Annotated in this window: 20 protein-coding genes, 1 pseudogene and 1 riboswitch; of the genes and pseudogenes, 12 read left to right on the top strand and 9 right to left on the bottom strand. The window is 49.9% G+C overall.

Annotated features, from left to right (window positions below):
* The first annotated feature begins 236 nt into the window (after positions 1 to 236).
* Positions 237 to 1,856, top strand: a complete 1,620-nt coding sequence (locus L5470_RS09985) for an HD domain-containing phosphohydrolase (RefSeq protein ID WP_499499766.1) — start codon at positions 237 to 239, stop codon at positions 1,854 to 1,856.
* Between the two features lie 240 nt (positions 1,857 to 2,096).
* Here the strand turns inward: L5470_RS09985 and L5470_RS09990 are convergent, their stop codons facing one another.
* The gene (locus tag L5470_RS09990; protein WP_099799325.1) at positions 2,097 to 2,732 is read right to left on the bottom strand and encodes a peroxiredoxin; all 636 of its coding nucleotides are present in this window, start codon (positions 2,730 to 2,732) and stop codon (positions 2,097 to 2,099) included.
* A gap of 590 nt (positions 2,733 to 3,322) precedes the next feature.
* Between L5470_RS09990 and L5470_RS09995 the strand changes: the two genes are divergently transcribed.
* Entirely contained in the window at positions 3,323 to 3,538 is a 216-nt protein-coding gene (locus tag L5470_RS09995; RefSeq protein WP_099798238.1) for a hypothetical protein, read from the top strand.
* 61 nt (positions 3,539 to 3,599) lie between these two features.
* Positions 3,600 to 3,714: riboswitch (Glutamine riboswitch) on the top strand.
* A gap of 39 nt (positions 3,715 to 3,753) precedes the next feature.
* Positions 3,754 to 4,197, top strand: coding sequence for a glutamine synthetase inactivation factor IF7A (gifA, locus tag L5470_RS10000; RefSeq protein WP_099798239.1), 444 nt, complete (start codon positions 3,754 to 3,756; stop codon positions 4,195 to 4,197).
* Between the two features lie 128 nt (positions 4,198 to 4,325).
* Here the strand turns inward: gifA and L5470_RS10005 are convergent, their stop codons facing one another.
* From L5470_RS10005 to L5470_RS10015, 3 genes and pseudogenes are all read right to left on the bottom strand, one after another.
* Positions 4,326 to 4,628, bottom strand: coding sequence for a DUF3181 family protein (locus L5470_RS10005; protein ID WP_448525050.1), 303 nt, complete (start codon positions 4,626 to 4,628; stop codon positions 4,326 to 4,328).
* Positions 4,625 to 4,879: a hypothetical protein gene (locus tag L5470_RS10010; RefSeq protein WP_099798240.1), complete on the bottom strand. Its 255-nt coding sequence runs from the start codon at positions 4,877 to 4,879 to the stop codon at positions 4,625 to 4,627. The genes L5470_RS10005 and L5470_RS10010 overlap by 4 nt, the downstream gene beginning before the upstream one ends.
* 106 nt (positions 4,880 to 4,985) lie before the next feature.
* Positions 4,986 to 5,333 (bottom strand): annotated as a pseudogene (locus L5470_RS10015) (zinc ribbon domain-containing protein); the annotation flags it as partial.
* A gap of 66 nt (positions 5,334 to 5,399) precedes the next feature.
* Between L5470_RS10015 and L5470_RS10020 the strand changes: the two are divergent.
* The gene (locus tag L5470_RS10020) at positions 5,400 to 6,074 is read left to right on the top strand and encodes a class I SAM-dependent methyltransferase (protein ID WP_499499770.1); all 675 of its coding nucleotides are present in this window, start codon (positions 5,400 to 5,402) and stop codon (positions 6,072 to 6,074) included.
* A gap of 9 nt (positions 6,075 to 6,083) precedes the next feature.
* Here the strand turns inward: L5470_RS10020 and L5470_RS10025 are convergent, their stop codons facing one another.
* From L5470_RS10025 to hisG, 4 genes are all read right to left on the bottom strand, one after another.
* On the bottom strand, positions 6,084 to 6,956 hold the full coding sequence (locus L5470_RS10025) for an SDR family oxidoreductase (RefSeq protein ID WP_099798114.1): 873 nt from the start codon (positions 6,954 to 6,956) through the stop codon (positions 6,084 to 6,086).
* 46 nt (positions 6,957 to 7,002) lie between these two features.
* Positions 7,003 to 8,883: a glutamine--fructose-6-phosphate transaminase (isomerizing) gene (glmS, locus tag L5470_RS10030; RefSeq protein WP_499499772.1), complete on the bottom strand. Its 1,881-nt coding sequence runs from the start codon at positions 8,881 to 8,883 to the stop codon at positions 7,003 to 7,005.
* Positions 8,884 to 8,912: 29 nt separating this feature from the next.
* Positions 8,913 to 9,221, bottom strand: a complete 309-nt coding sequence (locus L5470_RS10035; protein WP_499499774.1) for a hypothetical protein — start codon at positions 9,219 to 9,221, stop codon at positions 8,913 to 8,915.
* Positions 9,222 to 9,370: 149 nt separating this feature from the next.
* Complete coding sequence (hisG, locus tag L5470_RS10040) at positions 9,371 to 10,030, bottom strand: ATP phosphoribosyltransferase (protein WP_099798109.1); 660 nt, start codon at positions 10,028 to 10,030, stop codon at positions 9,371 to 9,373.
* A 567-nt stretch (positions 10,031 to 10,597) separates the two neighbouring features.
* Here hisG and L5470_RS10045 point away from each other — a divergent pair.
* The 8 genes from L5470_RS10045 (at position 10,598) to L5470_RS10080 (ending at position 20,175) form a co-directional block, all read left to right on the top strand.
* Positions 10,598 to 12,061: a capsular polysaccharide export protein, LipB/KpsS family gene (locus L5470_RS10045; RefSeq protein WP_499499777.1), complete on the top strand. Its 1,464-nt coding sequence runs from the start codon at positions 10,598 to 10,600 to the stop codon at positions 12,059 to 12,061.
* An 18-nt stretch (positions 12,062 to 12,079) separates the two neighbouring features.
* Positions 12,080 to 13,024: a glycosyltransferase family 2 protein gene (locus L5470_RS10050; RefSeq protein WP_499499779.1), complete on the top strand. Its 945-nt coding sequence runs from the start codon at positions 12,080 to 12,082 to the stop codon at positions 13,022 to 13,024.
* 220 nt (positions 13,025 to 13,244) lie between these two features.
* The gene (locus L5470_RS10055; protein WP_499499781.1) at positions 13,245 to 14,162 is read left to right on the top strand and encodes a class I SAM-dependent methyltransferase; all 918 of its coding nucleotides are present in this window, start codon (positions 13,245 to 13,247) and stop codon (positions 14,160 to 14,162) included.
* Positions 14,163 to 14,164: 2 nt separating this feature from the next.
* Positions 14,165 to 15,424 carry a glycosyltransferase family 4 protein gene (locus L5470_RS10060; RefSeq protein ID WP_499499783.1) on the top strand — a complete coding sequence of 420 codons (1,260 nt, stop codon included), beginning with the start codon at positions 14,165 to 14,167 and terminating at the stop codon, positions 15,422 to 15,424.
* A 103-nt stretch (positions 15,425 to 15,527) separates the two neighbouring features.
* Entirely contained in the window at positions 15,528 to 16,883 is a 1,356-nt protein-coding gene (locus tag L5470_RS10065; protein ID WP_099798105.1) for a TldD/PmbA family protein, read from the top strand.
* A 559-nt stretch (positions 16,884 to 17,442) separates the two neighbouring features.
* Positions 17,443 to 17,784 carry a DUF502 domain-containing protein gene (locus L5470_RS10070; RefSeq protein WP_499499785.1) on the top strand — a complete coding sequence of 114 codons (342 nt, stop codon included), beginning with the start codon at positions 17,443 to 17,445 and terminating at the stop codon, positions 17,782 to 17,784.
* A gap of 79 nt (positions 17,785 to 17,863) precedes the next feature.
* Positions 17,864 to 18,505: a transcription antitermination factor NusB gene (nusB, locus tag L5470_RS10075; RefSeq protein WP_099798940.1), complete on the top strand. Its 642-nt coding sequence runs from the start codon at positions 17,864 to 17,866 to the stop codon at positions 18,503 to 18,505.
* Between the two features lie 263 nt (positions 18,506 to 18,768).
* Positions 18,769 to 20,175, top strand: coding sequence for a BCD family MFS transporter (locus L5470_RS10080; RefSeq protein ID WP_099798939.1), 1,407 nt, complete (start codon positions 18,769 to 18,771; stop codon positions 20,173 to 20,175).
* A gap of 36 nt (positions 20,176 to 20,211) precedes the next feature.
* Here the strand turns inward: L5470_RS10080 and L5470_RS10085 are convergent, their stop codons facing one another.
* On the bottom strand, positions 20,212 to 21,462 hold the full coding sequence (locus L5470_RS10085) for a Sll1247 family protein (protein WP_499499788.1): 1,251 nt from the start codon (positions 21,460 to 21,462) through the stop codon (positions 20,212 to 20,214).
* Positions 21,463 to 21,632: the final 170 nt, after the last annotated feature.

Below are 21,632 nucleotides of genomic sequence, written 5' to 3' on the forward strand. Positions count from 1 at the left end.
ACCAGATGTGGTCGTTTGTCGGGTGTTGCTGAATATAGTTATGAATTGCCCTCATCCCCAACGCTTCTCCCTAGGGAGAAGGGAGCTAAGGTTCTTGTTCCCTCTCCTTTGGGAGAGGGCTAGGGTGAGGGCAGCAAAAGACTCAAACCCGAAAATCATACATCTATTCAGCAACGCCGGTAACGATACTGAGGTGGGACAGCTATAATGGCCTCATTCCTAACGAGCCTTTGCCAATGATTACCACGCCCTTTGAACGTGAAACGTTAGGTAAAAACACTCAGCAACTTGTAGATCAACTATTGGAGATTGGGCTTGCCCTCTCAGCCACAGAATCCTTAGACGATTTATTGCATTTGATTCTTACGAAAAGTCGTGAGATAAGCTTCAGTGATGCGGGCACTATTTTTCTGGTGAAGGCAGAGGCAGAGCCAGCGGTCTTAGAATTCAAGGCGGCACAAAATGACAGTGTAGTCCTCCCTGACCATGTCCAGCAGTACACCGTTCCTCTGACAGCCCAAAGCTTGGTGGGCTATGCCGCCCTGAAGGCAGAGTCGCTGAATATTGCTGATGTGTATGCCCTGTCAGGCAGTGAAACCTACCAGTTTAATCGTTTTTTTGATGAGTCCTTTAACTACCGCACCTGTTCGGTTCTGGTGGTGCCGATGCAGAATATCAGTGGCCAAGTGATTGGGGTTTTGCAGCTCATTAATCGTAAACGCCAGCAGAACGCTATTTTAACCCCTGCGACTGCCCGAGACCTCACTCAGCCTTACAGCCCATGGGAAGAACATATTGTCCGGGCACTGGCCAGTCAAGCTGCGGTGATTATTGAGCGCAACCATCTTCTTAAAAGTATTGAACAGTTATTTGAAGGCTTTGTGACTGCCTCAGTACAGGCAATTGAAGCCCGAGATCCAACGACAGCAGGCCATTCAGAGCGCGTAGCAGCACTAACCGTGCGCCTAGCAGAAATCACAAATGCAACCACCCACGGGGTCTTTCGGGAGTGCTATTTTAGCGATCGCCAACTTCAGGAAATTCGCTACGCTGCGCTACTCCACGATTTTGGCAAGATAGGCGTTCCCGAAGCGATCCTCAATAAACAAAAGAAAATTTTTCCAGAACACCTTGAAGTCATGCGGCAGCGATTTGCCTTGGTTCGCCGCACCTTGGAAATGGAAACAGCTCAAGCAAAGGTGAACTATCTGATCTCGCATCCTCACACGCCCCACAGCGGCGAGCATCCCTGTGATCACTGTGCATTTTTCCGGCACCTCGACAGCGAATTACAGCAGCGCCTGCACCTCCTAGAATCTTACTGGCATACCCTCGAACAGGCCAATGAACCGCGAGTGCTTGACGAGGAACCCCTTGCCCGCCTTCAGGACATGACCCATTTCTACTACAAGGGGATTGATGGCCAGCTGTACCCCCTGATTACGGCCTCGGAACTTGAACAATTACTGGTGCGCCGTGGCAGCTTGACCCAAGCGGAGCGTCAGATGATTGAGTCTCACGTCACCCATACCTATGAGTTTTTGTCACGCATTCCTTGGACCCAGCACCTCAAAAACGTGCCAATTATTGCCTATGGCCACCATGAACGGCTCGATGGCGGCGGCTATCCGCGGGGAATTGGAGCAGCAGACATTCCGTTACAAACCCAAATGTTGGCGATCGCCGATATCTATGATGCCCTCACTGCTAGCGATCGCCCCTACAAAAAAAGCTTACCCGTTGAAACCGCTTTAAGCATTTTGCGTCAAGAAGCCGACGAGTTCAAAATTAATGCCGACCTAGTAGAACTCTTTACCCAACAGCAGGTGTTTCGTGTTTTGGGGCATGAGGCTTAGGCTCCTGCGCAGATCAAAAAAGCACCCCACAGGGTTGTAGGGTGCCGCTAACAGTAAAGGATCCTCTATTTATCTCAGTATTGCTGAATGTGGCTATGAGTTTCCCTCATTCCCAACCCGTCTCCTTGGGGAGAAGGGAGCTAAGAGTCTTGTTCCCTCTCCTTTGCGAGAAGGCTAGGATGAGGGCGGCAAAAGACTCAAACCCGAACATCATACGTCTATTCAGCAACGCCTTTATCTCTATTTATTGGGCTGAGGAGTCAGCCGCAAATAAGGCTTAACAGTATTGAAGCCCTTAGGAAATTTTTCCTTGGCTTCTTCATCGTTGATTGAGGGCACAATCACACACTCCTGCCCGTCTTGCCAATTCACTGGGGTTGCCACACTGTAATTGTCGGTGAGTTGCAGTGAGTCAATCACCCGCAGAATTTCAGCAAAGTTGCGGCCAGTACTCGCGGGATAGGTGAGGGTTAAGCGCAGTTTTTTCTGGGGATCAATGATAAAAACGGTGCGCACCGTTAAGTTGTTGAGGGAGTTAGGATGGATCATGTCGTACAGCTCGGAGACTTTTTTATCTTCGTCTGCCAAGATCGGGTAATCAACCTTAACGTTATTGACCTCTTCAATATCCTTGATCCAACCCAAGTGAGATTCAACACTATCAACGCTCAGGGCAAGCGTTTTCACATTGCGTTTCTCAAACTCTGAGCGCAACCGTGCCACCTCACCCAGTTCCGTCGTACAGACGGGGGTGTAATCTGCAGGGTGCGAAAACAAAACAACCCAGCTATCACCCGCCCAATCGTAGAAGTTAATCTCCCCCATTGAGGAGGCTTGAGTAAAGTTCGGTACGACATCCCCAAGTTTTAGGCTCATAGGTTGTTGCTCCTAGGTTATGAATGTATCACTAGCTACGACTCCTATCTTGCCACAAACTCTCCTTTACCGCTCGGAATATGGAAGAAAAGATACAATCCGACACTGTTGTATAGGGTTGTATAGGGTTATAGGAGTGATGTGGGCGCTCCGCTTTAGCGAGGGGATACAGCCAACTCAGGGGGCTTTAGCCCTCTCTATGTGTTAAACTAAAAACGTGGAAAGTAGGCGTATCAACTACGCCAAGAGACATCCTAGTACGGAGAAATCCCGGCAAGTAAGTCACTAACGCTTTGGCGGCAAGCCTAAACCACTGCAAGCAATGGCAGGATGTTGAGCGTATCGAATTGGCTAGTGTTGAAAAGCGCGAAACCACGAWCCGAAACATAAACGTAGTCCCAATAGCAGAAATGCTTGAGGTGAGTAGGGGGTCTTTGACTGCCCCCACCCGCATTAAGTTGTGGGTGACAGCTCAAGGGAAAAGCGAAGCAACGCGGCTTCAGCCCGTTGCGTAGCATCCTTTGGGAATCCCCTCTCTTTCAAGGAGGGGAGAAGTCAAACCTTACAACTTACATTTGCAAATTAGCCAAATGTACCAACAAGGGCAGTCCTTCTTTGCAACAGCAAAAGTAGAAGATTGGCTGAGACAGTATCAACAAAATCCTGCCGACTACATCATCTCTTTTTCTCAACATCCCGCCCCTCCCAATTCTGGCTTGGTCTATGTGGTACAGGTTCACCTGCAACGGCGTGATGGCCAGCCCGTAGATCCATGGCTATTGGCACAGCTTCAAGGAGGCCAATAGTAAAGTTTTGTGAACAACTTGCGTTAAGGTGGAGAAATTGTTAAATTAGATACAGAAATGAATCGTTCATCTCTCTCAGGACATCAGTAAAACGCGTTTAAGACGTTAGTGACTCGTCAGCGTTGTTCCTGTAGTCAGAGACGGAAGTAGGGAAAGTGATCCCGAAGGAACGCGCCTCAAATGATCCACCTTGTAATAAAAATGGGGCGACAACTATGACTACTCTTACCTATCGCGGCGTTCAGTACAACTACGTTCCTCCTGCAATCAACACACAAGCCACGGATGTGGTGGCCAAATATCGCGGCACTACCTACCGTGTGGCCACAGCAGTGAATCCACCGGAAGACTCGCTGAAAATCATGACCTATCGCGGTGTTAAGTACCAAAAAGGCAAAAAATTGGCGGGAGTGCCGGCAGCACGGATGGCCGATACAACGGTGTCTGTAGCGATGCCTTCAGGTATTAATGAAATGGCACGTTCATTGGCAATGGCTCATCACGCTACCATCAAAAGCCGTGAGCAAACCCTGTTGGCACGGACTGCTGCTGCTATTGGTATGCCCGCCACTGCCGCCAACTACTGGAGCCAAATTCAAGGCAAAATCAATCCTGTATTTGGTGCCACCTACGATCGCTCCCACGTTGCCCTTAGCTAGGGCAATCAGGGGCGCAGCCCATTAGCCAAATGTAGATGAACATCAGGGAGCTAGGGATACAACTTGGCTCCCTTCTTAGTGGGATCGCAGGCTGTGTCCACCGCAACCATAAAGGTGTAGGTCTGCCATCAGAGGTTGTCTTGGCGGAAGCGGTTGAGCAGTTCTAAAAGGCTATCTTGATTCGTTTTGGGAACCAACCGGTCAAGGGAGAGAGACTCTTGGCCACCCCCCAGAGGCACGCTCACCTCCTGCAACACTGCTTGTACGTGGCTACGGTTCACCTCTCCCTGCTCTAGGAGGGGCAAAAATGCCTCCGCAAGGGGGGTATGCAGCTTGGCATCCCTGAGGTACAGATGCCATTTGGCCACATCAATGTAAATTTCACCACCAATGGCAGCAGCCAATCGTTCAATTAAGGGGGTGCGACTCATGGGGTAAACTCTCCATCGGCGTAGCGGGCGATCGCAAAGATATACGCCCCATGCCCCAGCAATAGCACCAGCCACCCCAAAGTGAGTAGGGGTAAAAAGGGCAAAGCATGGGGCTGAACTTGGTGCCAAAACCAACCGCCCGAGTTCACTGCGGCAAATGCTGCCACATGAACGGCAAAATTCATGCGATCGTCTAAACGACGGTAGCGCGGATCTCGACGATCCGGTTTACGGGGCCAGCGAGGGGGCATAGTAGAATACTCCGCATTCAAGCGTGTTAAGGAATGGACATGTGCTATTTTTACTGTACCGGATGTGTTGGCTCGTTACAGGTTGGTAAACTACCCGACGCTCCTCCTACGGACAGAGCGCGGGCTTTCGGTAGCCCTGCAGTTGGCACGCCAACCACGCTCCGTAGGTGGCGTCAGCCATACCTCTAGGCTGGTTTACAGGCCGCCCCAAAAGTGCAATCACAGTTGCACCGTTAAAGTCTGCATCCCTCTGCCAGCCACAATGACCGCACGTGAACATCTTACCCGACCGATAAGATTTGCTCCGGTCAGGATGAATATGCAGACACTTGTGGCAGGKCTGCAATGTGTAGGCCGGCGGCATAACCACAAGGTTAACCCCTGCCAGTATCGCCTTGTACTGCAGACATTGTCTCAATTGATAAAACGCCCAACTGTTGGCTCTGCGGCGCTCCTGCGGTTTTTAGCTGAGCAGGGTCTAGCTTCGATAGAATACGAAAGGTCACGGACTAGGGGTTGCATGGTTACTGCTCACTTACCGCGGGTTCTCGAGCCAGAGGTGATGGACACCCCTGAAGCCGCAGCCGCCTACGATGCCACAGACTTTAGGGCAGTTAACACGGCGTTTTGTGAGGATTTACTGGCGCAGATTACCGAGGCCGATCACCCCCTATCTTTGCTGGATGTCGGCACAGGCACAGCACGAATTCCCCGGATGCTCGCGCAGCGATACCCCCATTGGCACATCACCGCCACGGATCTGAGCGCAGCTATGCTGGCGATCGCCCACACCCATACTCAGCAATGCCCTAACATCACCCTTTGCCCCTGCGATGCCAAGGCACTGCCCTTTACCGACGGTTCCTTTGCCGTAGTCATCAGCAATAGCCTTATTCATCACTTGCCAGATCCACGGCCAGCGTTCGCAGAAATGTTGCGGGTACTGCGCCCCGGCGGGCTGCTCTTTGTGCGGGATCTGATCCGCCCGACCACCCATGAGCACCTCAATACGCTGGTGCAAACCTACGCCCAAGACTGTGATCCACAGCAACGCCAACTCTTTGCCGACTCCCTCCATGCCGCCCTCACCCTTGAGGAAATTAGCAGCATGTTGGCCAATATACCCCAGCCACCCTGCAGCGTTGAGGTGACCGCCACCTCCGATCGCCATTGGACCGTTGTTGCCTACCGCTAACCTAGCCAATTAAAAATAGCGGTTCAGGAAATCCTCAAGAGACTCTAAGGGGAGTTGAAAGTAGTGCTGTACTCGCTCAATGTCGCTGCTAGGACACAAACTTTCGTAGGCCAATAGGGTGCGCAGGGTGCCCATGCTGGCTTCAATGTCACGATTGAATAACCCTAGAAATTGGCGGGCACCGTCGATCGCCCCCAAGGGCAGGTTAACCACAAAAGGGCGTTTATTAAAAAAGCGACCTAGGCGATCGGCAATCTCTTGACGGCTAAAGATTTCTGGATGGGCAATGCTAAAAATCTGGCGATCGCTGGTGTGGCTAGCAATCATAATGCAGCGAGCCAAATCCTCCGGGCTGGTGAGTTGCAGACGGTGCTGCGGATCCCCCAAAATCACATAGATACCGGTTTGCTGAAAGCGCTCCGCAAGGGGAATCAAGCTAGACATTAGGGTGGCACAGCGGAAGATGGTATAGTTCAAGCCACTGCGGATCAGAGCTTGCTCGGCTTCGTACTTGGCCTTAAGAAAGGGTGAATCGTGGCGATCGCCAGTGACAGCCAACGGGGAAATGAGGGTGACATGGCGCACCTGTTGAGCTTGGGCCGCTTGAATCAGATCAAGGGTGGCACGGTAATCAATAGCGTGGATGTGGCGGCTAATGAGGTGGCTCCCATGGCAGCAGACCAACGCTGTGATCCCCTGCATGGCCTTGGCAATATCCCGTGGCTCTTGGAGGTCGCCAATAAAGACCTCGGCTCCCCACTCCTTCAGCATGTCATACTGGCTCGTGAGGCGCACAAAGGCACGCACCGGCACATTGAGGGACACACAGCGCCGCACCACTCGCAACCCCAGTTGTCCACTTGCGCCTGTGACTAAGTACATGCATTCCAGTCCCAGAGGTGCATTTACTAGCCTAGCGCGATTCCACCTACTCCACTGTGACCGACTTGGCTAAGTTGCGAGGTTGATCCACATCTAAGCCGCGCCGCGCCGCAATATGGTACGCCAGCAATTGCAGCGGAATCACCGTTAAAATTGGCGAGAGAAGTTCATCCACCTCCGGCACGGGCAATAGATCATCAAAGGTGTGCTGTGCTTCAACCTCTGCCATGGGGGTAACGCCAATTAAGCGGGCATCCCGGGCGCGGGCTTCTTGGGCATTAGAGAGTACCTTTTCAAACACACTCCCAGGCATGGCGATCGTGACCACGGGGACTTTAGCATCCAGCAGGGCAATGGGGCCATGTTTCATCTCTCCGGCGGGATAACCCTCGGCATGGATGTAGCTAATTTCCTTGAGTTTAAGGGCACCTTCTAGGGCAATAGGGAAGTTAATGCCACGCCCTAAAAAGATAAAGTCTTGGGTGTCCGAAAAGTCGTGGGACAGCGCTTCGATATAACGCTCTTGGCTTTCTAAAATCAGTTCAATTTGCGCCGGTAGCTGCCGTAGGCCAGCCACCAGTTCAGCGAGGCGATCGCCCCCTAGGGTCTGCCGCTGCCATGCCAACTCCAGCGACAGCAAGTAAAAGGCCATGAGTTGAGCCACAAAGGTTTTCGTTGCAGCAACGCCAATTTCAATGCCTGCATGGGTATCAATAATGGCGGGGACTAACTGCCCCAAGGTGCTTTCAGGGCGGTTGGTAATGCCCAATAGTCGCGCACTCAACGGCGGCTCTAGCCCCTGCCGTCGGCTCAGCTCCATTTCTAGGGCAGCTAGGGTATCCGCCGTCTCACCGGATTGGGTCACCCCAATGGTCAAGGTGTTGGGCAGCAGCGGTGGCGGCGCATAGCGAAACTCCGAGGCGTACTGCACACTCGTGGGAATGTTGGCTAACTGCTCCAGAAGGTATTTGCCGACAAGGCTGGCGTGCCAACTAGTACCACAGGCAACAATTTGAATGAACTCAAGGTCAGCGAGAACCGCAGGTGCCAACCCTAGTTGCACCGGACTATAGGGCGCTTGCGGCTCCCACTCAGGGCGCAGATACACCTCTAAACAAGTGCGCACCACACCGGGTTGCTCATAGATTTCCTTGAGCATATAGTGCTTAAAGCCCTGTTTCTCCACCATGACGGGGTTCCAGTTCAGGGTGCGAGGGGTTTTGCGCAGACGCTGGCCAGCAAAGTCATAGACTTCAACCCCAGTGGGGGTCAATCGCGCCAGTTCACCATTTTCTAGGGGCAGTACCGCGCGAGTATAGGGAATAATGGCGGGAGTATCGGAGGCGCAGAAAAACTCCCCTTGGCCAAAGCCAATGACGAGGGGAGCTTGCTGCCGCGCCACAATCAGTTCATCGGGATAGTCGGCGCAAACAACGGCGATCGCAAACGCCCCTTCTAACTCTTGCACGGCCTTCTGTACCGCCTCCAGCAACCCATTGGGCTGAGGAGTGGCAGGKAAATACTCCGAAATTAAATGGGGAATAACTTCTGTGTCGGTTTCCGAGCGAAAGAGGTGCCCTCGCTCCTGCAACTGTTGCCGCAATTCGCGGTAATTTTCAATGATGCCGTTTTGCACCACCGCAAGGCGATCGCGACTATCCCGATGGGGGTGAGCGTTGTGCTCCTCTGGTTTGCCATGGGTTGCCCAGCGGGTGTGGCCAATGCCAACATGAGCCAGAATTTCGAGTTGCTGAACTTTTTCCGCAAGATTGTGGAGCTTACCCTTGGCGCGCACACATAGAAGTTCACCTTCACTAAGGGTGGCAATGCCCGCCGAATCGTAGCCACGATATTCGAGCTTTTGCAAGCCCTGTAGCAGCACCTCCGCTGCCCGCTGTGGACCGATGTAGCCAACAATGCCACACATAGCAAACCTCTCTATGAGTTGTGAGGACGTTAACGACGGGTGGCAAACTGCGGGAGTTCCACCTGCGGACGTTTCAAGGGGAGCGATGTCCGGGTACGAAATCGCTGTTGGGTAAACTCAGCCTGCCATGGCTGGATACCAATGGGTTCGACAGCGCGACGCGGAACCCGAGGAACCGATGCCGAGTGTATTTTTGCAGCCCGTAAATGACCTAAATGATTTATCACGGGCGACTGCGAACTGGTACGCCACGATTGCTCGATCTGACTGCGGGAGTTGGCGATCGCCCGCCACTCCTGCTCATCCATCGTCCACTCCATTTTGCGCCACTCACTCATCACCACACACCTACGCCAATGACGTATAAAAATGTTTTGTTTTACGAACTAGGTTATCGGATTTTTAACAAAACGCAAGCCTTGGCTAAAAATTGTCATAGGATGCCTAACGGACAGCCTGCAAACCCTGCCAAGCGCTGTGTTGAGAATTACGCGGAGGCCCTGCCCTCCATGCGATTCCGATAGCCTTCAAGACACTTCACATAGTGTCCTAGGCCAGCGATATTGAGGCGATAGCTACGGGGGTGAGCAATCAGGTAGGCCGTGCTAGTAAAAATTTGCTCGAGTTCCACCAATCCATTTTCCTTGAGAGTGCGCCCGGTGGACACCAGATCCACAATGGCCTCCGCCATGCCGGTCAGCGGTCCAAGTTCCACAGAACCGTAGAGGGGCACAATATCCACTGGTACATCTAACTCTTGGAAAAAGGCATTGGCGCAGCGAACAAATTTTGAAGCCACCCGGCAATGGGGCGGTAAATCACGGGCACTGCGATAAGGGCTAGTGGCCTTCACAGCCACCGATAGGCGGCATCGCCCAAAACCCAGATCTGCTAATTGGGCAACATGGGGAGTTTTCTCCCGCAGAACATCGTAACCCACAATACCCAACTGCGCTTGACCGTACTGCACATACACCGGCACATCTTGGGCACGTACTAGCAAGGCACGCGCCACACCATCGCGGGAAACGACCTGTAGCTGACGATTATCCGGTTCTAACAGCGCATCAAAATTTAAGCCCACCTGCTGAAAGTAGGCAATGCTCTCTTTTAAGAGAGCACCTTTGGGCAGAGCAATCGTTAACATCCGCTAACCATCATCACGTTCAAAGGCAGCAAATACGATGGGAGGTACAATCAAGGCCTCTATGCCGTCTAGAGAACGCCACAGAGAAATGAAGTACCATAGTCCTGCCGCACATCTAGATCAATTGCAGCATAGCAGGTTGGGGCATCCCTGCTTCAAGCTCTGCAAAACGGGCGACCGAAATTCTCTGGCACTGAGCATCTATGCTGTACCCTTCGTCACTATGAACCGCTCTGCCCCTAGTAGGCCACCATACCCATGCGCCATAAAGTCTAGTGAATGAAAACCTAGTGAATGCGTCGGTGTAGTCTGCTCTCTGTATCCCTAGTATTTCAGTCCTGTAGTGGCTTAACAAACCTCAATGAGCCTTGTATGTAAAAACTGCCTTAAGTTACAGTGTTAAGAGCAAGAAAATTTCTTCAATTATGAAGAGTGAACTCAAAATATTTTGGGGGCACTATAACCTTTTAAGTATCTTTACTCTATGATAGTGTTATGTTTTCGATGCCTTTTGTCATTGACTATAGAGACTGCGCGTTGAATACTTGATATTAGAGAGACTTTTCGATGGAACAGGTAGATATATTGCTTATTGAAACCTTTAGTTACTGTCCACATTTAGAAACAGCTGGCGAGATATCGCTCGATTTTCATGAAAAAGGATTTGAAGTTGTATTCTCATTTATTTTGTTCGATAATATTTTAGACTATTCTCCTTCAATAATTAGAAGGACTTTGTTATTTCAGCGCCGAATATACCGAGTTAAAGCGCTCATTAACAAATTAAATAGTAGTGGCCTTTATAAAACAGAAATTTTTACACCTCAAAGACATCAAGTCCAACTCATTTTTAATCAAATTAGGCCTTCATTGGATGCAGCTAATAATATTGAAGAAATAAAATTAATTTGTTATGATAGCATAAAAATCGGCATGGCAGTGGCCAGTTCCTATATATCATTAATGGGTGATCCATTTCCAAGTATTAATAAGAAAATTATTGCTAGGCTATTCAAGGCAGCCATTGCAACTTACTTAGGAACACAGCAATTAATTGAAAAGTTTAAACCATTGACAGTAATAACTTTTAATGGTAGATTCGCAACTTCAAAACCAATCATAGATGTTTGCAAAAACAATGATATACGGATTATGTACCATGAAAGAGGAGCCAATGAAACAAAGTATTTTTTAGATTATTGCTCGCCTCATTCTTTTATATGTCATAGAAAGAATATGAATCTTCTTTGGCAAAGTGATGCACCAGAAGATAAAGTAGCTATTGCAAAGTCATATTTTGAACGTAAAATATCTGGAGAAGGAATAGGGTGGGTTTCTTTTACTAGAAATCAAGTTAAAAACCTAATTCCAGAACAAAGAAAACTTAAGCGATGGACATACTTTAGCTCTAGTGATGATGAATATGCTGCTGTTGAAGATGCGATTGAGCATCCACTATTTGAGTCACAATTTGAAGCAATTAAATGGTTAATCTCTTTTGTAGATAAAATAGATAATACTGAATTATTAATTAGAGTTCATCCCCATAAGAAACTGAAGTCTCAAAGATTAAGACGTTGGTGGGAAGATCTAGCAGGTAAAAATGTTACTGTAATTGCAAGTGATTCGCCAATAGATTCCTATGCACTGGCAAACAGCTCTGATTTAGTTATTGTTTACGGATCTACAATTGGCGCTGAAGCTGCATATTTAGGTAAACCTGTGATTGTTCTGGGAGATGCTATTTACAGGAATTTAGGATGTGTTTATGAACCATCATCAATTACAGAACTAGAAGAGCTTTTATCTCAAGATAGTCTTTCGGCTAAACCTAAAGAAGCAACTTACCCTTTTGGTTATTACAATTTGAATTATGGAAAAAATTTTCAATACTACAAGCCAGAAAACTTATTTTTTGGCAAATTTTTGGGAACTTATCTTAGTTACTATCCGCCTTTAATTCAACCTTTGCACAATTTGGAAATAAAAATCAAAAAAATAATCTTGTCCCGCTTTAGTAAGTCAAAATAGCAGGAAATTCTTGAAACTATGAAAGCACCAGTTTTATTCCTTATTTTCAAACGTCCTGACACTACACGCCGAGTCTTTGAGGCTATCCGGCGGGCACAGCCTCCAAAGCTTTATGTCGCTGCTGATGGCCCGCGCACAAATAAGCTAGGTGAAGCCGAACGCTGTGCAGAAGTGCGATGCATTGCTACGTCAGTTGATTGGCCGTGTGAGGTAAAAACCCTGTTTCGTGAAAAAAACCTAGGCTGCAAGCGAGCAGTAAGCGACGCAATTACTTGGTTCTTTGAATATGAAGAGCAGGGAATCATTCTTGAGGACGATTGCCTACCTCATCCAGATTTTTTTCATTTCTGTGATGTGCTTCTCGAATACTATGCTAGTGATGAACGTGTTTTTGTTATTACTGGCAACAACTTCCAGGATGGGCAAAAACGCGGTAACGCCTCATATTACTTCTCCAAGTATAATCACTGCTGGGGATGGGCAAGCTGGCGACGTGCTTGGAAGCATTATCAAGAGGATATTCCGTTTTACCCCAATTGGGTTGTATCGCCTGAATGGTTCGCTCTTAATCCAGATCCAGTTGAGCGCTACTACTGGTCAAAGATATTTGAATCTTGTTATGCTGGTAAAGTCCACACTATTTGGGATTTTTCTTGGACGGCGAGTGTTTGGTATCAGAATGGTCTAACGGCTACCCCGAACGTCAATTTGGTTAGCAACATAGGCTTCGGAGCAGACGCCACACACACAAAGAGAGCCAAAAGCCCCCTTGCAAATAAGCAGACGTTCGAGTTGGGTAAGTTGGTACATACAGATGGCGTGCACCAAGATACCGAAGCAGACCGCTATGTGTTCGAGCATGTTTTTGGTGGGCGATTCATGCGTTTTCCTTGGTCAATKTTATACCTMCCCCGCCGCATTGCAGGAAGCATTTATCGACGCTTGCAAGGGAGTGTAGCGTGAATCAAGCCACAAAAAGTTGCCTGTGGCAATATCCAGATAGGATCTGTATTGGCCGAAGCTGGATTCGCAGACATCGTGGATTGCACATCCGAATACCAGCCAGTTTTAAGGCTTCCCGTTCTATCCGCTCGATCTGGATGCGTGCGGTCATTTGCGCAAGGGAGCTGAGTCGATGTATATCGAGGCACGTAAATCTGGTGGTGATTACTGAAGCACGAGTATGATCTCACTACTAACTGGTAAAGATGAAGCGCGGGTTATCAAGCGGTTGAGTTCACTAGAGATAGCCCAAAAGTGGCAAGCCACCTTGGGAATCGATGTTGGCGATAATTTCCGGCGCTTGGGTACGATTGAGTATCTACAATGCAATGCGACCGGATTTTGCTGGTACAGTCCATTGAAGGCAGCGGGGGAAGCAGATCTATACGAACAACTTGAGAAGTTTGAGTGGTATTACATGAAGGACAAGTGGGAATTCCATTTGGCTGTTGACTTACTCCGGGGAGCAAAATCTATCTTAGAGGTTGGGGTTGGGGTTGGCAGTTTTCTTGAAGCTGCTCGAAGCGCTGGTTTCGATATTGAAGGGGTGGAGCTGAACCCTAAGGCAGCAAGGCGGGCACGTGCACGCGGTTTTACGGTTTACGAATTAATGCTTGAGGAACTCAGCAAAGTGACACTAAAACGCTTTGATGCGATTTGTTCTTTTCAAGTATTAGAGCACATTCCCAATCCAATGAGTTTTCTTAATGGAATGCTAAGTCTGCTCAAGCCTGGGGGCAAGCTTATCCTTTCGGTTCCTAATGCAGCAGTAATGCGTAAAGTTGACCCAGATAACGAGGATTTGCTCAACCAACCACCGCATCATATGAGCCATTGGGATGAGAAAGTATTTCGCTCACTCGAACACTTATTGCCACTCAGGGTTATCTCTGCACATTGCGAACCATTGGCCAGTTATCACATTAGCTGGATGTTGAATGGATATCTGAGAAGCGTGCTGGCACCTCTTGGTAGCACTTTACCTCGTCTATTGATTAATCGTTACACGACCTTCCCTTTGCAGTTAACTTTGCGCATGGGCTTACGTAGGCTGCTACCTGGTCATACTCTGCTTGTTGAATTCAAATACCAACCATAAGCATGCACGTCTTCCACCTCAACCACTCAGACATCGTTGGTGGAGCTGCTCGTGCTGCCTATCGTATCCACTGTGCTTTGCGCACGGCAGACGTGGATTCTAGGTTAATGACTGATGTTGCTATATCTGGGGATTGGACAGTTCAAGCACCAAACAGCAAAATTACCAAGGCATGGGTGGTGCTGCGACCTCATCTGGGTAGTTTAGCCACCCGCCTGTTGCGCACCGACAACCCAGTTCTTCATTCCCCATCCATCTTTCCTTCCGGTCGGTTACGGCGCTTAAACACCTGTGAGGCAGATCTAGTGCACTTGCACTGGGTACAAAATGAAATGCTTTCAGTGGCTGACATTGGCCGCTTGCAAAAACCTCTGGTCTGGACGCTTCATGATATGTGGGCATTTTGCGGGGCAGAGCACTACGCAGAAGATCGGCGCTGGCAAGAGGGCTATCGCGCCAATAATCGTCCAGCCTATGAACGCGGCGTTGACCTCAATCGCTGGACATGGGAGCGTAAACGCAAACACTGGAAACATCCCATCCAAATCGTGACCCCTAGTCAGTGGCTGGCGGCGTGTGTCCGTCAGAGTGCTTTGATGCACGATTGGCCAGTTACTGTGATTCCTAACCCCATCGATACGGAAGCTTGGCAGCCGCTAAACCGTGAGTTGGCACGTAAGCTACTCAACTTACCGACGGAGGTACCCTTAGTGCTATTTGGGGCGATAGGGGGCACTCGTGATCCGCGCAAGGGGTTTGACCTATTGCAGGCGGCGTTGCAGTCTCTACAGGTTAACGTGTCTGGGTTAGAGCTGCTTGTTTTTGGTGAACGTCAGCCACAACAACCGCCAGACCTTGGGTTTCCTATCCATTATGCAGGACACCTCTACGATGATGTTAGTTTGCAAATATTGTATAGTGCCGCGGATGTAATGGTTGTTCCGTCCCGTCAGGATAACCTACCCAATACAGCTATTGAAGCGATTGCATGTGGTACACCTGTTGTCGCCTTTGCGGTTGGTGGCTTACCAGATATTGTGACTCATCAGCAAACGGGTTATTTGGCCACTCCTTTTGACGCGGCTGATTTGGCTCACGGCATTCAATGGGTGATTGAGGACTCGTATCATCACGCTCAACTTTGCGCAAATGCCCGGGCGTTTGCAGTTCGGGAGTTTGCCTATCCGGTGGTAGCAAAGCAGTACCTTGCGGTGTATGAGGAGGTGCTAGCGCGGCATCGTACTCAACCTCGGCCTGCTTAAGGTTCTAAATGCGTTGCTTGCGGCGATTTACTGTGGCTGGTGAGAAGCCGCGATTTTTGGTAATATAAATTAACAATTACAACTGCTAAAATTTAGCACCGCCATGACTGCCACGCTTACTCCTAACGTGACCCTACAACAACGAACAACGGCGATCGCCCAGCGGTTAGGCATTCGCAAATTTGATCTAGGCGGTGCCCACGTTGATGAAGTGAGCGTTCAGGTGCAGCAAGGGGAGCCGAAGCAAGTCAAGGCATCCCAGCGATCTGGCATTACGGTGCGGGTCTGGAATGCTGCAGGTCGCTTGGGGGTCACCAGTACTACCCAATTGGATGATCAGGGGCTAGAAACGGCTCTAGGCATGGCGCTGGAAGCCAGCGAGTTTGGTGTAGATGAGCATATTCCAGACTTTAGCCCACTGGCAACGGCACCCCTTGCGGAACTATCGCTGCCAGAGGCACAGCCCCTCGCCCCTGCCAAAATGCTTTTGGATCACCTGATTGCTGCTGAGCAGGAACTTCTTGGCCGCCACCCGGCGATCGCCAGTGTGCCCTACAACGGCCTTAGCCAGCGATGCACAGAGCGGTTTTATCTCAACAGCGATGGCGCCAATCGCCAGCAACGCACTACAACGACGACTCTCTACCTTTACAGCAAAACCGAGGAAGCAGGTCGTAAGCCCCGTAGCGCTGGTGCCATGCGCCTCAGCGCCGATCTCGAGCAATTAGATATTAACGGCTGCATTGAAGAAGTGGCGGACAAAACCATTCGTCATCTTGACTATGCCCCTATTCCATCGGGGCAGTACCCAGTGCTTTTTTCGCCTCAAGCCTTTTTGAGTTTGCTCAATGCCTTTTCTAACCTATTCAATGCTCAAAATATCCTTGATCGTCAAAGCCTGTCGAGTCCTGATTCTCTCCACCAGGCGATCGCTGCGCCACTGCTAACGATTTACGACGATGCCCGCCACCCCCACAATATTGGTCAACCGTTATTTGATGGGGAAGGAACCCCCACTCGCCGCATTCCTTTAATTGAAGCAGGTTGCCTTACGGGGCTATACCACAGCGCGGGCACGGCGGTTCGCTTTGGCTGCCAACCGACAGGTCATGCCAATCTAGGCGCTAAAGTCACCGTCAGTGGCTATTTTTACGATGTGCTGCCGGGTCAGACAACGGCGGCTCAGTACCGGCGCGATCGCGCCGATGGCGTTGTCTGGATTGATGAACTCCATGCCCTGCACGCCGGGGTCAAAGCTCTTCAAGGCTCGTTTTCCTTACCCTTTGATGGGTGGCTCCTACGGAATGGAGACGCGATTAGCATTGAATCTGCCACAGTTGCTGGGGACATTCGCACCCTGCTGCACCAGATTCTTTACCTTGCGCCAGAGCCAGCATTTACCCCCTATGGAATGTGCCCTGAGGTCTGGGTTGCTCCCTTGGCGATTACTGGTGAGTGACGCACTTTTGGCGTTGCTGAATAGACCTATGATTTTCGGGTTTGAGTCTTTTGCCGCCCTCTCCCAAAGGAGAGGGAACAAGAATCTTGGCTCCCTTCTCCCCAAGGAGAAGGGTTGGGGATGGGGGCAATTCATAGCCACATTCAGCAATGCCTCAAACAGAATAAAACCTATCGCGGTTAGCTGGCATTACTCTTTACCAAAAAAACGCCGTAAAGCCTCTGCCTTCAGGCATGGGGATATAAGGCGCATGTTGTGTTATCGAAAATTTTGGGTCTAAAAACTCGTCTTTTAGAGTGGTTTTAGTTTAAACTAAAACCAGAGGTAAGGGTAATCAACCTCTCTAAAAACCCAATAGCCTAACGGCTAGAAAACAACCTAAGTTTTTTTTGGTTGGTTTAACAGTACCTTTGGGCAAAAGGGAACTGCCCCGCAAGGGGGAACGCTTGGGGAGATAAGCACCGCTGTCGTAGCAGGGCAACCTGATGCGATAAGTGCTGTCGCAGAACCAAGAACAAGAATCCCCTGCCTTTAGGCATGGGGAGTATGTCAAAAGGTTTTGCAACAACTGCTAGAAACCATTCTGAGGAATTCACGCAATCGCTTTCGTCGCGTTGTCCTGGTCGAGTATCCCCGTAGGGGTCTATGGGCAGTAGCCTTTGTCACTGGTACCATTAATGAATCCTTAGAAACACCCTTTTCAGAGCCAATGCTCAGTCTATTTGTGCCCTCCTCCCCCAACCCCACAACAGGCTGGTACGTCATTGCCAGTGAGCGCGAGGTGCAGGACTTAAACATTTCCATTGAAGATGCCTTTAAGCTGATCATCTCCGGCGGCATTGTTACGCCGGAGACACCCCTGCCGCAGTCCTTGACCCCTGCATCATTGCCCCTATCATGAACAGCTCGACCCGCATCGCTAAGTACTCGAGCGCAGAGCTACCGTCAATTAAGCCAACATCAATGCTGAGGAACAACTAATGATAACTGCTCGCCGTGTTGCCCGTGAATTAGCCTTGCTCAGTGCAGCGCAGCTCCTGCGCCAACCCAAGCAACTTAGCGATACTGACTGCCGTAGCTTGATTTTAATGGCCGTGCGTACCCTCGCCAGCGATGTGCGCGATACCTTAGAGCAGGCGGGGAGTGAGCTAAGTGACAGTCAACGGCTGTTACACCACAGTGAATTACAACTTCCCCACCTTGAAAAGGCACAGTCCCTGCTGCAAGAGGCCTTACAACAGGCAGAACGCTGTATTAATCGTGTGGGTGCCGCCTTAGATTTACCGGAAATTCTCTACTTTGCCCACCAAGAAGAGGTGCAAGCCTACGCCATAGGCATTTTGCAGCACCTCCATCGCCACCAAGCAGAAATTGAACAACACCTAGGCGCAGCCATGGTCGATTGGCACGTGGATCGGCTGACACAGTTAGACCGTTACATTATTGAAATTGCCATGACTGAAATGGCCTACTTAGGTGTGGCCAAACAAGTTGCGATTAACGAAGCCGTTGAAATGGCCAAACGCTACAGCGACGAAGGCAGTCATCGATTTATCAATGGTGTGTTGCACCGTATCAGCGAACTCAGTGCACGCGGGGTTGCACAATCCCCCCAATCATAAAGCCTCGGTCACAGCACTAGCAGACATTGTAAAATGAGAAACGACAAGGTCGTTGAAAGACTGGCTAAGCCTTAAGAGTTGAGTTTGTGCTGGTTGATAAAAGGTAGCTCCATCAATGTCTGCTTATACTGAATCCCTCAAACGCTCTCTTTTTCTGACAATCCTTGCGCTCATTGTATCATTGACCATTTCTTTCTTGGTGGCAATCTAGAATAAAACCCTAATCCATTTATAATCATCTATTCATGTGAGTTGAGTGAGCCATGGTTGCCCGTTCTGTAACGACTGCGCCACCCCCCTTGCCCCTTTGGGTGATGTTCCGCCTCGGTTTATTTCAGCTGGGACTGGGGATGATGTCTATCTTGGTTTTGGGGGTGCTCAACCGCATCATGATTAAAGAGCTGGCCGTGCCAGCGACCTTGGTGACGCTTACGATCGCGATGCATCAATTTGTGTCTCCGGTGCGGGTATGGTTTGGTCAACTCTCGGATGCCCACCCCATTGGCGGGCAGCATCGCACAGGGTATATTTGGGGCGGTGCTGTTGCCTTTACCTTGGTGGCCTACACCATTGTGCAGGTCATTTGGCAGGTGGGGGAAAGCCTTAGCCGGTCGGGCTGGAATGGGGTCACGCAGGCATGGATTGCACTCTTGGGAGTGCTGTTTGCCGCCTACGGCATTTGCGTCAGCAGTAGCTCTACACCGTTTGCAGCACTGCTTGTGGATGTCTCTGAGGAAGACAACCGAGGCAAGCTGGTGGGGATTGTCTGGTCGATGTTAACGGTGGGGATTGTTGTGGGTGCCATCCTCAGTGGTGTGCTCTTGCAGCAGTTGGAGATCGACACCCCGATCGCACTGTTGCGCAGCAGCGTGAATCAGCTTTTTTTGACGGTGCTGGGGGTGGTGTTACTCTTGGCGATCGCCGGCACGTGGGGGGTAGAAGCCAAGTACTCCCGCTATGCTGTGCGCACAACCCACCCACAACGCACTGAACATATTACCTTGGGGCGCGCCCTTAAAATTCTGACTGCCAACTCGCAAACGTGGCTCTTTTTTATATTCTTGGTTCTGATGACCTTGAGTTTATTTATCCAAGAGCCTGTTTTGGAACCGTTTGGGGGTGAAGTGTTTGGCATGACCATTGCCGAAACAACGCGCCTCAATGCCTATTGGGGGGTGGGAACCCTCGTTGGTCTCAGTTTGACCGGCTTTTTGATTGTGCCTCGTTTGGGCAAAATTGCAACTACGAAATACGGCTGCTTAGGGGTGGCTGTGATGTTTTTACTCTTGATTGTGGCGGGGGTAACCCAGCAGGCATGGCTCTTTAAGCTGGAGTTATTTCTCTTTGGCATTACCGCAGGAATTACCACCACAGGCGCTCTAAGCTTGATGTTGGATTTAACGGTTGCGGAAACAGCAGGAACCTTTATTGGTGCATGGGGGCTCGCTCAAGCGATTGCGCGGGGATCGGCAACAGTGCTGGGTGGTGCGGCTCTGGATATCGGGCGGCAGCTATTTGGGGTCCCCATTTTGGCCTATAGCCTTGTATTTTGCTTGCCAATGGTGGGCATGGTTCTAGCCATTTGCTTGCTGCAACGGGTGGATGTCAGCCAATTTCAACAGCAGTCTCAACGGGCGATCGCCAGCGTCTTGGCAGAAGACCTAGATTAACGCTTGCTACCACCGGCCGGGGGGATGGCGCGTGTCCTAGTAGCGACCAAAAAAGGAAAAATCCCGCTTACCAAAGTGGGTTACATTGGCAATATTAAAGTGCTCAAGACAATTTACAAGCCACCGCACCTTGCCACGACTAAAGGATTGGTAGTGATTAAATAAAATGGCAAAGCGTTTCTCGAGGTAAGGCTTGACCTTTTTGCTCACAAGAACCACTTTCAGCAGTAAGCCAATAGTGGCCGCGGTACCAATATTATTCAACAGGTCAATAAAGACCAAATGATTTGGGTTTTGGGCACTATCCACCACCAAATAGTTCAATGTTTGGCTACAGGTACGCACAATCGTGAACTCATTAACGGGCTGTGGCTGCTGAAACGCTGGTAACGTATCGAGATATTGGTGAAATTTTTGGCGAAAGCGACCGCGCCCGACATCAGGGATAGTATCCGTCAAGTAGTGAAAAAATGCATCCCGAAAATCACGGGTCGATTTTAACCGCTGTAGCCGGTGCTCAAAGTGATTGGCTAAGTCGCGATAGGTATGCCGCTGATCAATTTTGCCAACAAAGTGCTGTACAGAGGCTTTCACCTCTTCAGGGGTAAGTAGGGTTGGGTTCTTAACTGTTGGCGTATTGACATGACCTTGGGCACGCCGAAACTCGCTAGTAAGGTACTGGCTGAGATTCAGTTCAAATTGCTGTACTGCTTGGTGTTGGTAATGTTGGATATGCCGCAGTTCTTCCGGTGAAGTTTCATCCCCAACCAAGCAATGATTGTACAAGTAGGGATAGCGACGAATCAGTGTTGAAAGGGGGCGATCGCTATTTTTGAGAATTTGGGAAGTATCCTGAGCATCTTCGCGCAGAAACTGAACCATTCGTTGGAGTTTCTGAAAGGCTTCGCTGTTTAAGTAGTCTTTGAGCAGCAGACGCAGTTTGCGCACAATGGGGGCACGGCTGAGGCCGCCCGCAGGCATCGAGACTTGGGTTTCGAGAATCGCCAGAAAATCGGGCACGGCACCTTGTAACAAGGGTCGCGATTGCCAGCGGTTAATTAAGATGTGGCAGCAACGGTTAACAAAAGGACGAAAATTCTGGGAGGCATTACTACTGGTGACAATCCGATCCATCGCCTCTTGAACGTGGCGCTCGGGGTAGGTGTAACCCATGATAAAAAGTGCACGAAACCGCTCAATCACCTGCTGCGGCTGTTCCTGTTGTACACACGCCAACAGATGATCGTAGATTAGTTGATAGTCGTTTGCTTTAACCGACGTATTCATGATGGTGACGCGCTCCTAAGCAGCAGTACCAAGACAGTGCAGGAACACGGGCGGCATACTTATTGACTTACCTAAGCATAATAGGGGCTGAGACTAGCACCGCTAGTGATCTGAACCACCGATTGACTGTGACCTTGATCACTTTTAATCACTTTTAGGAATTAGGAACG

It is taken from the genome of Synechococcus sp. PCC 6717 (assembly GCF_022698185.1).
In the GTDB taxonomy this organism is placed as follows: Bacteria; Cyanobacteriota; Cyanobacteriia; order Thermosynechococcales; family Thermosynechococcaceae; genus Thermosynechococcus; species Thermosynechococcus lividus.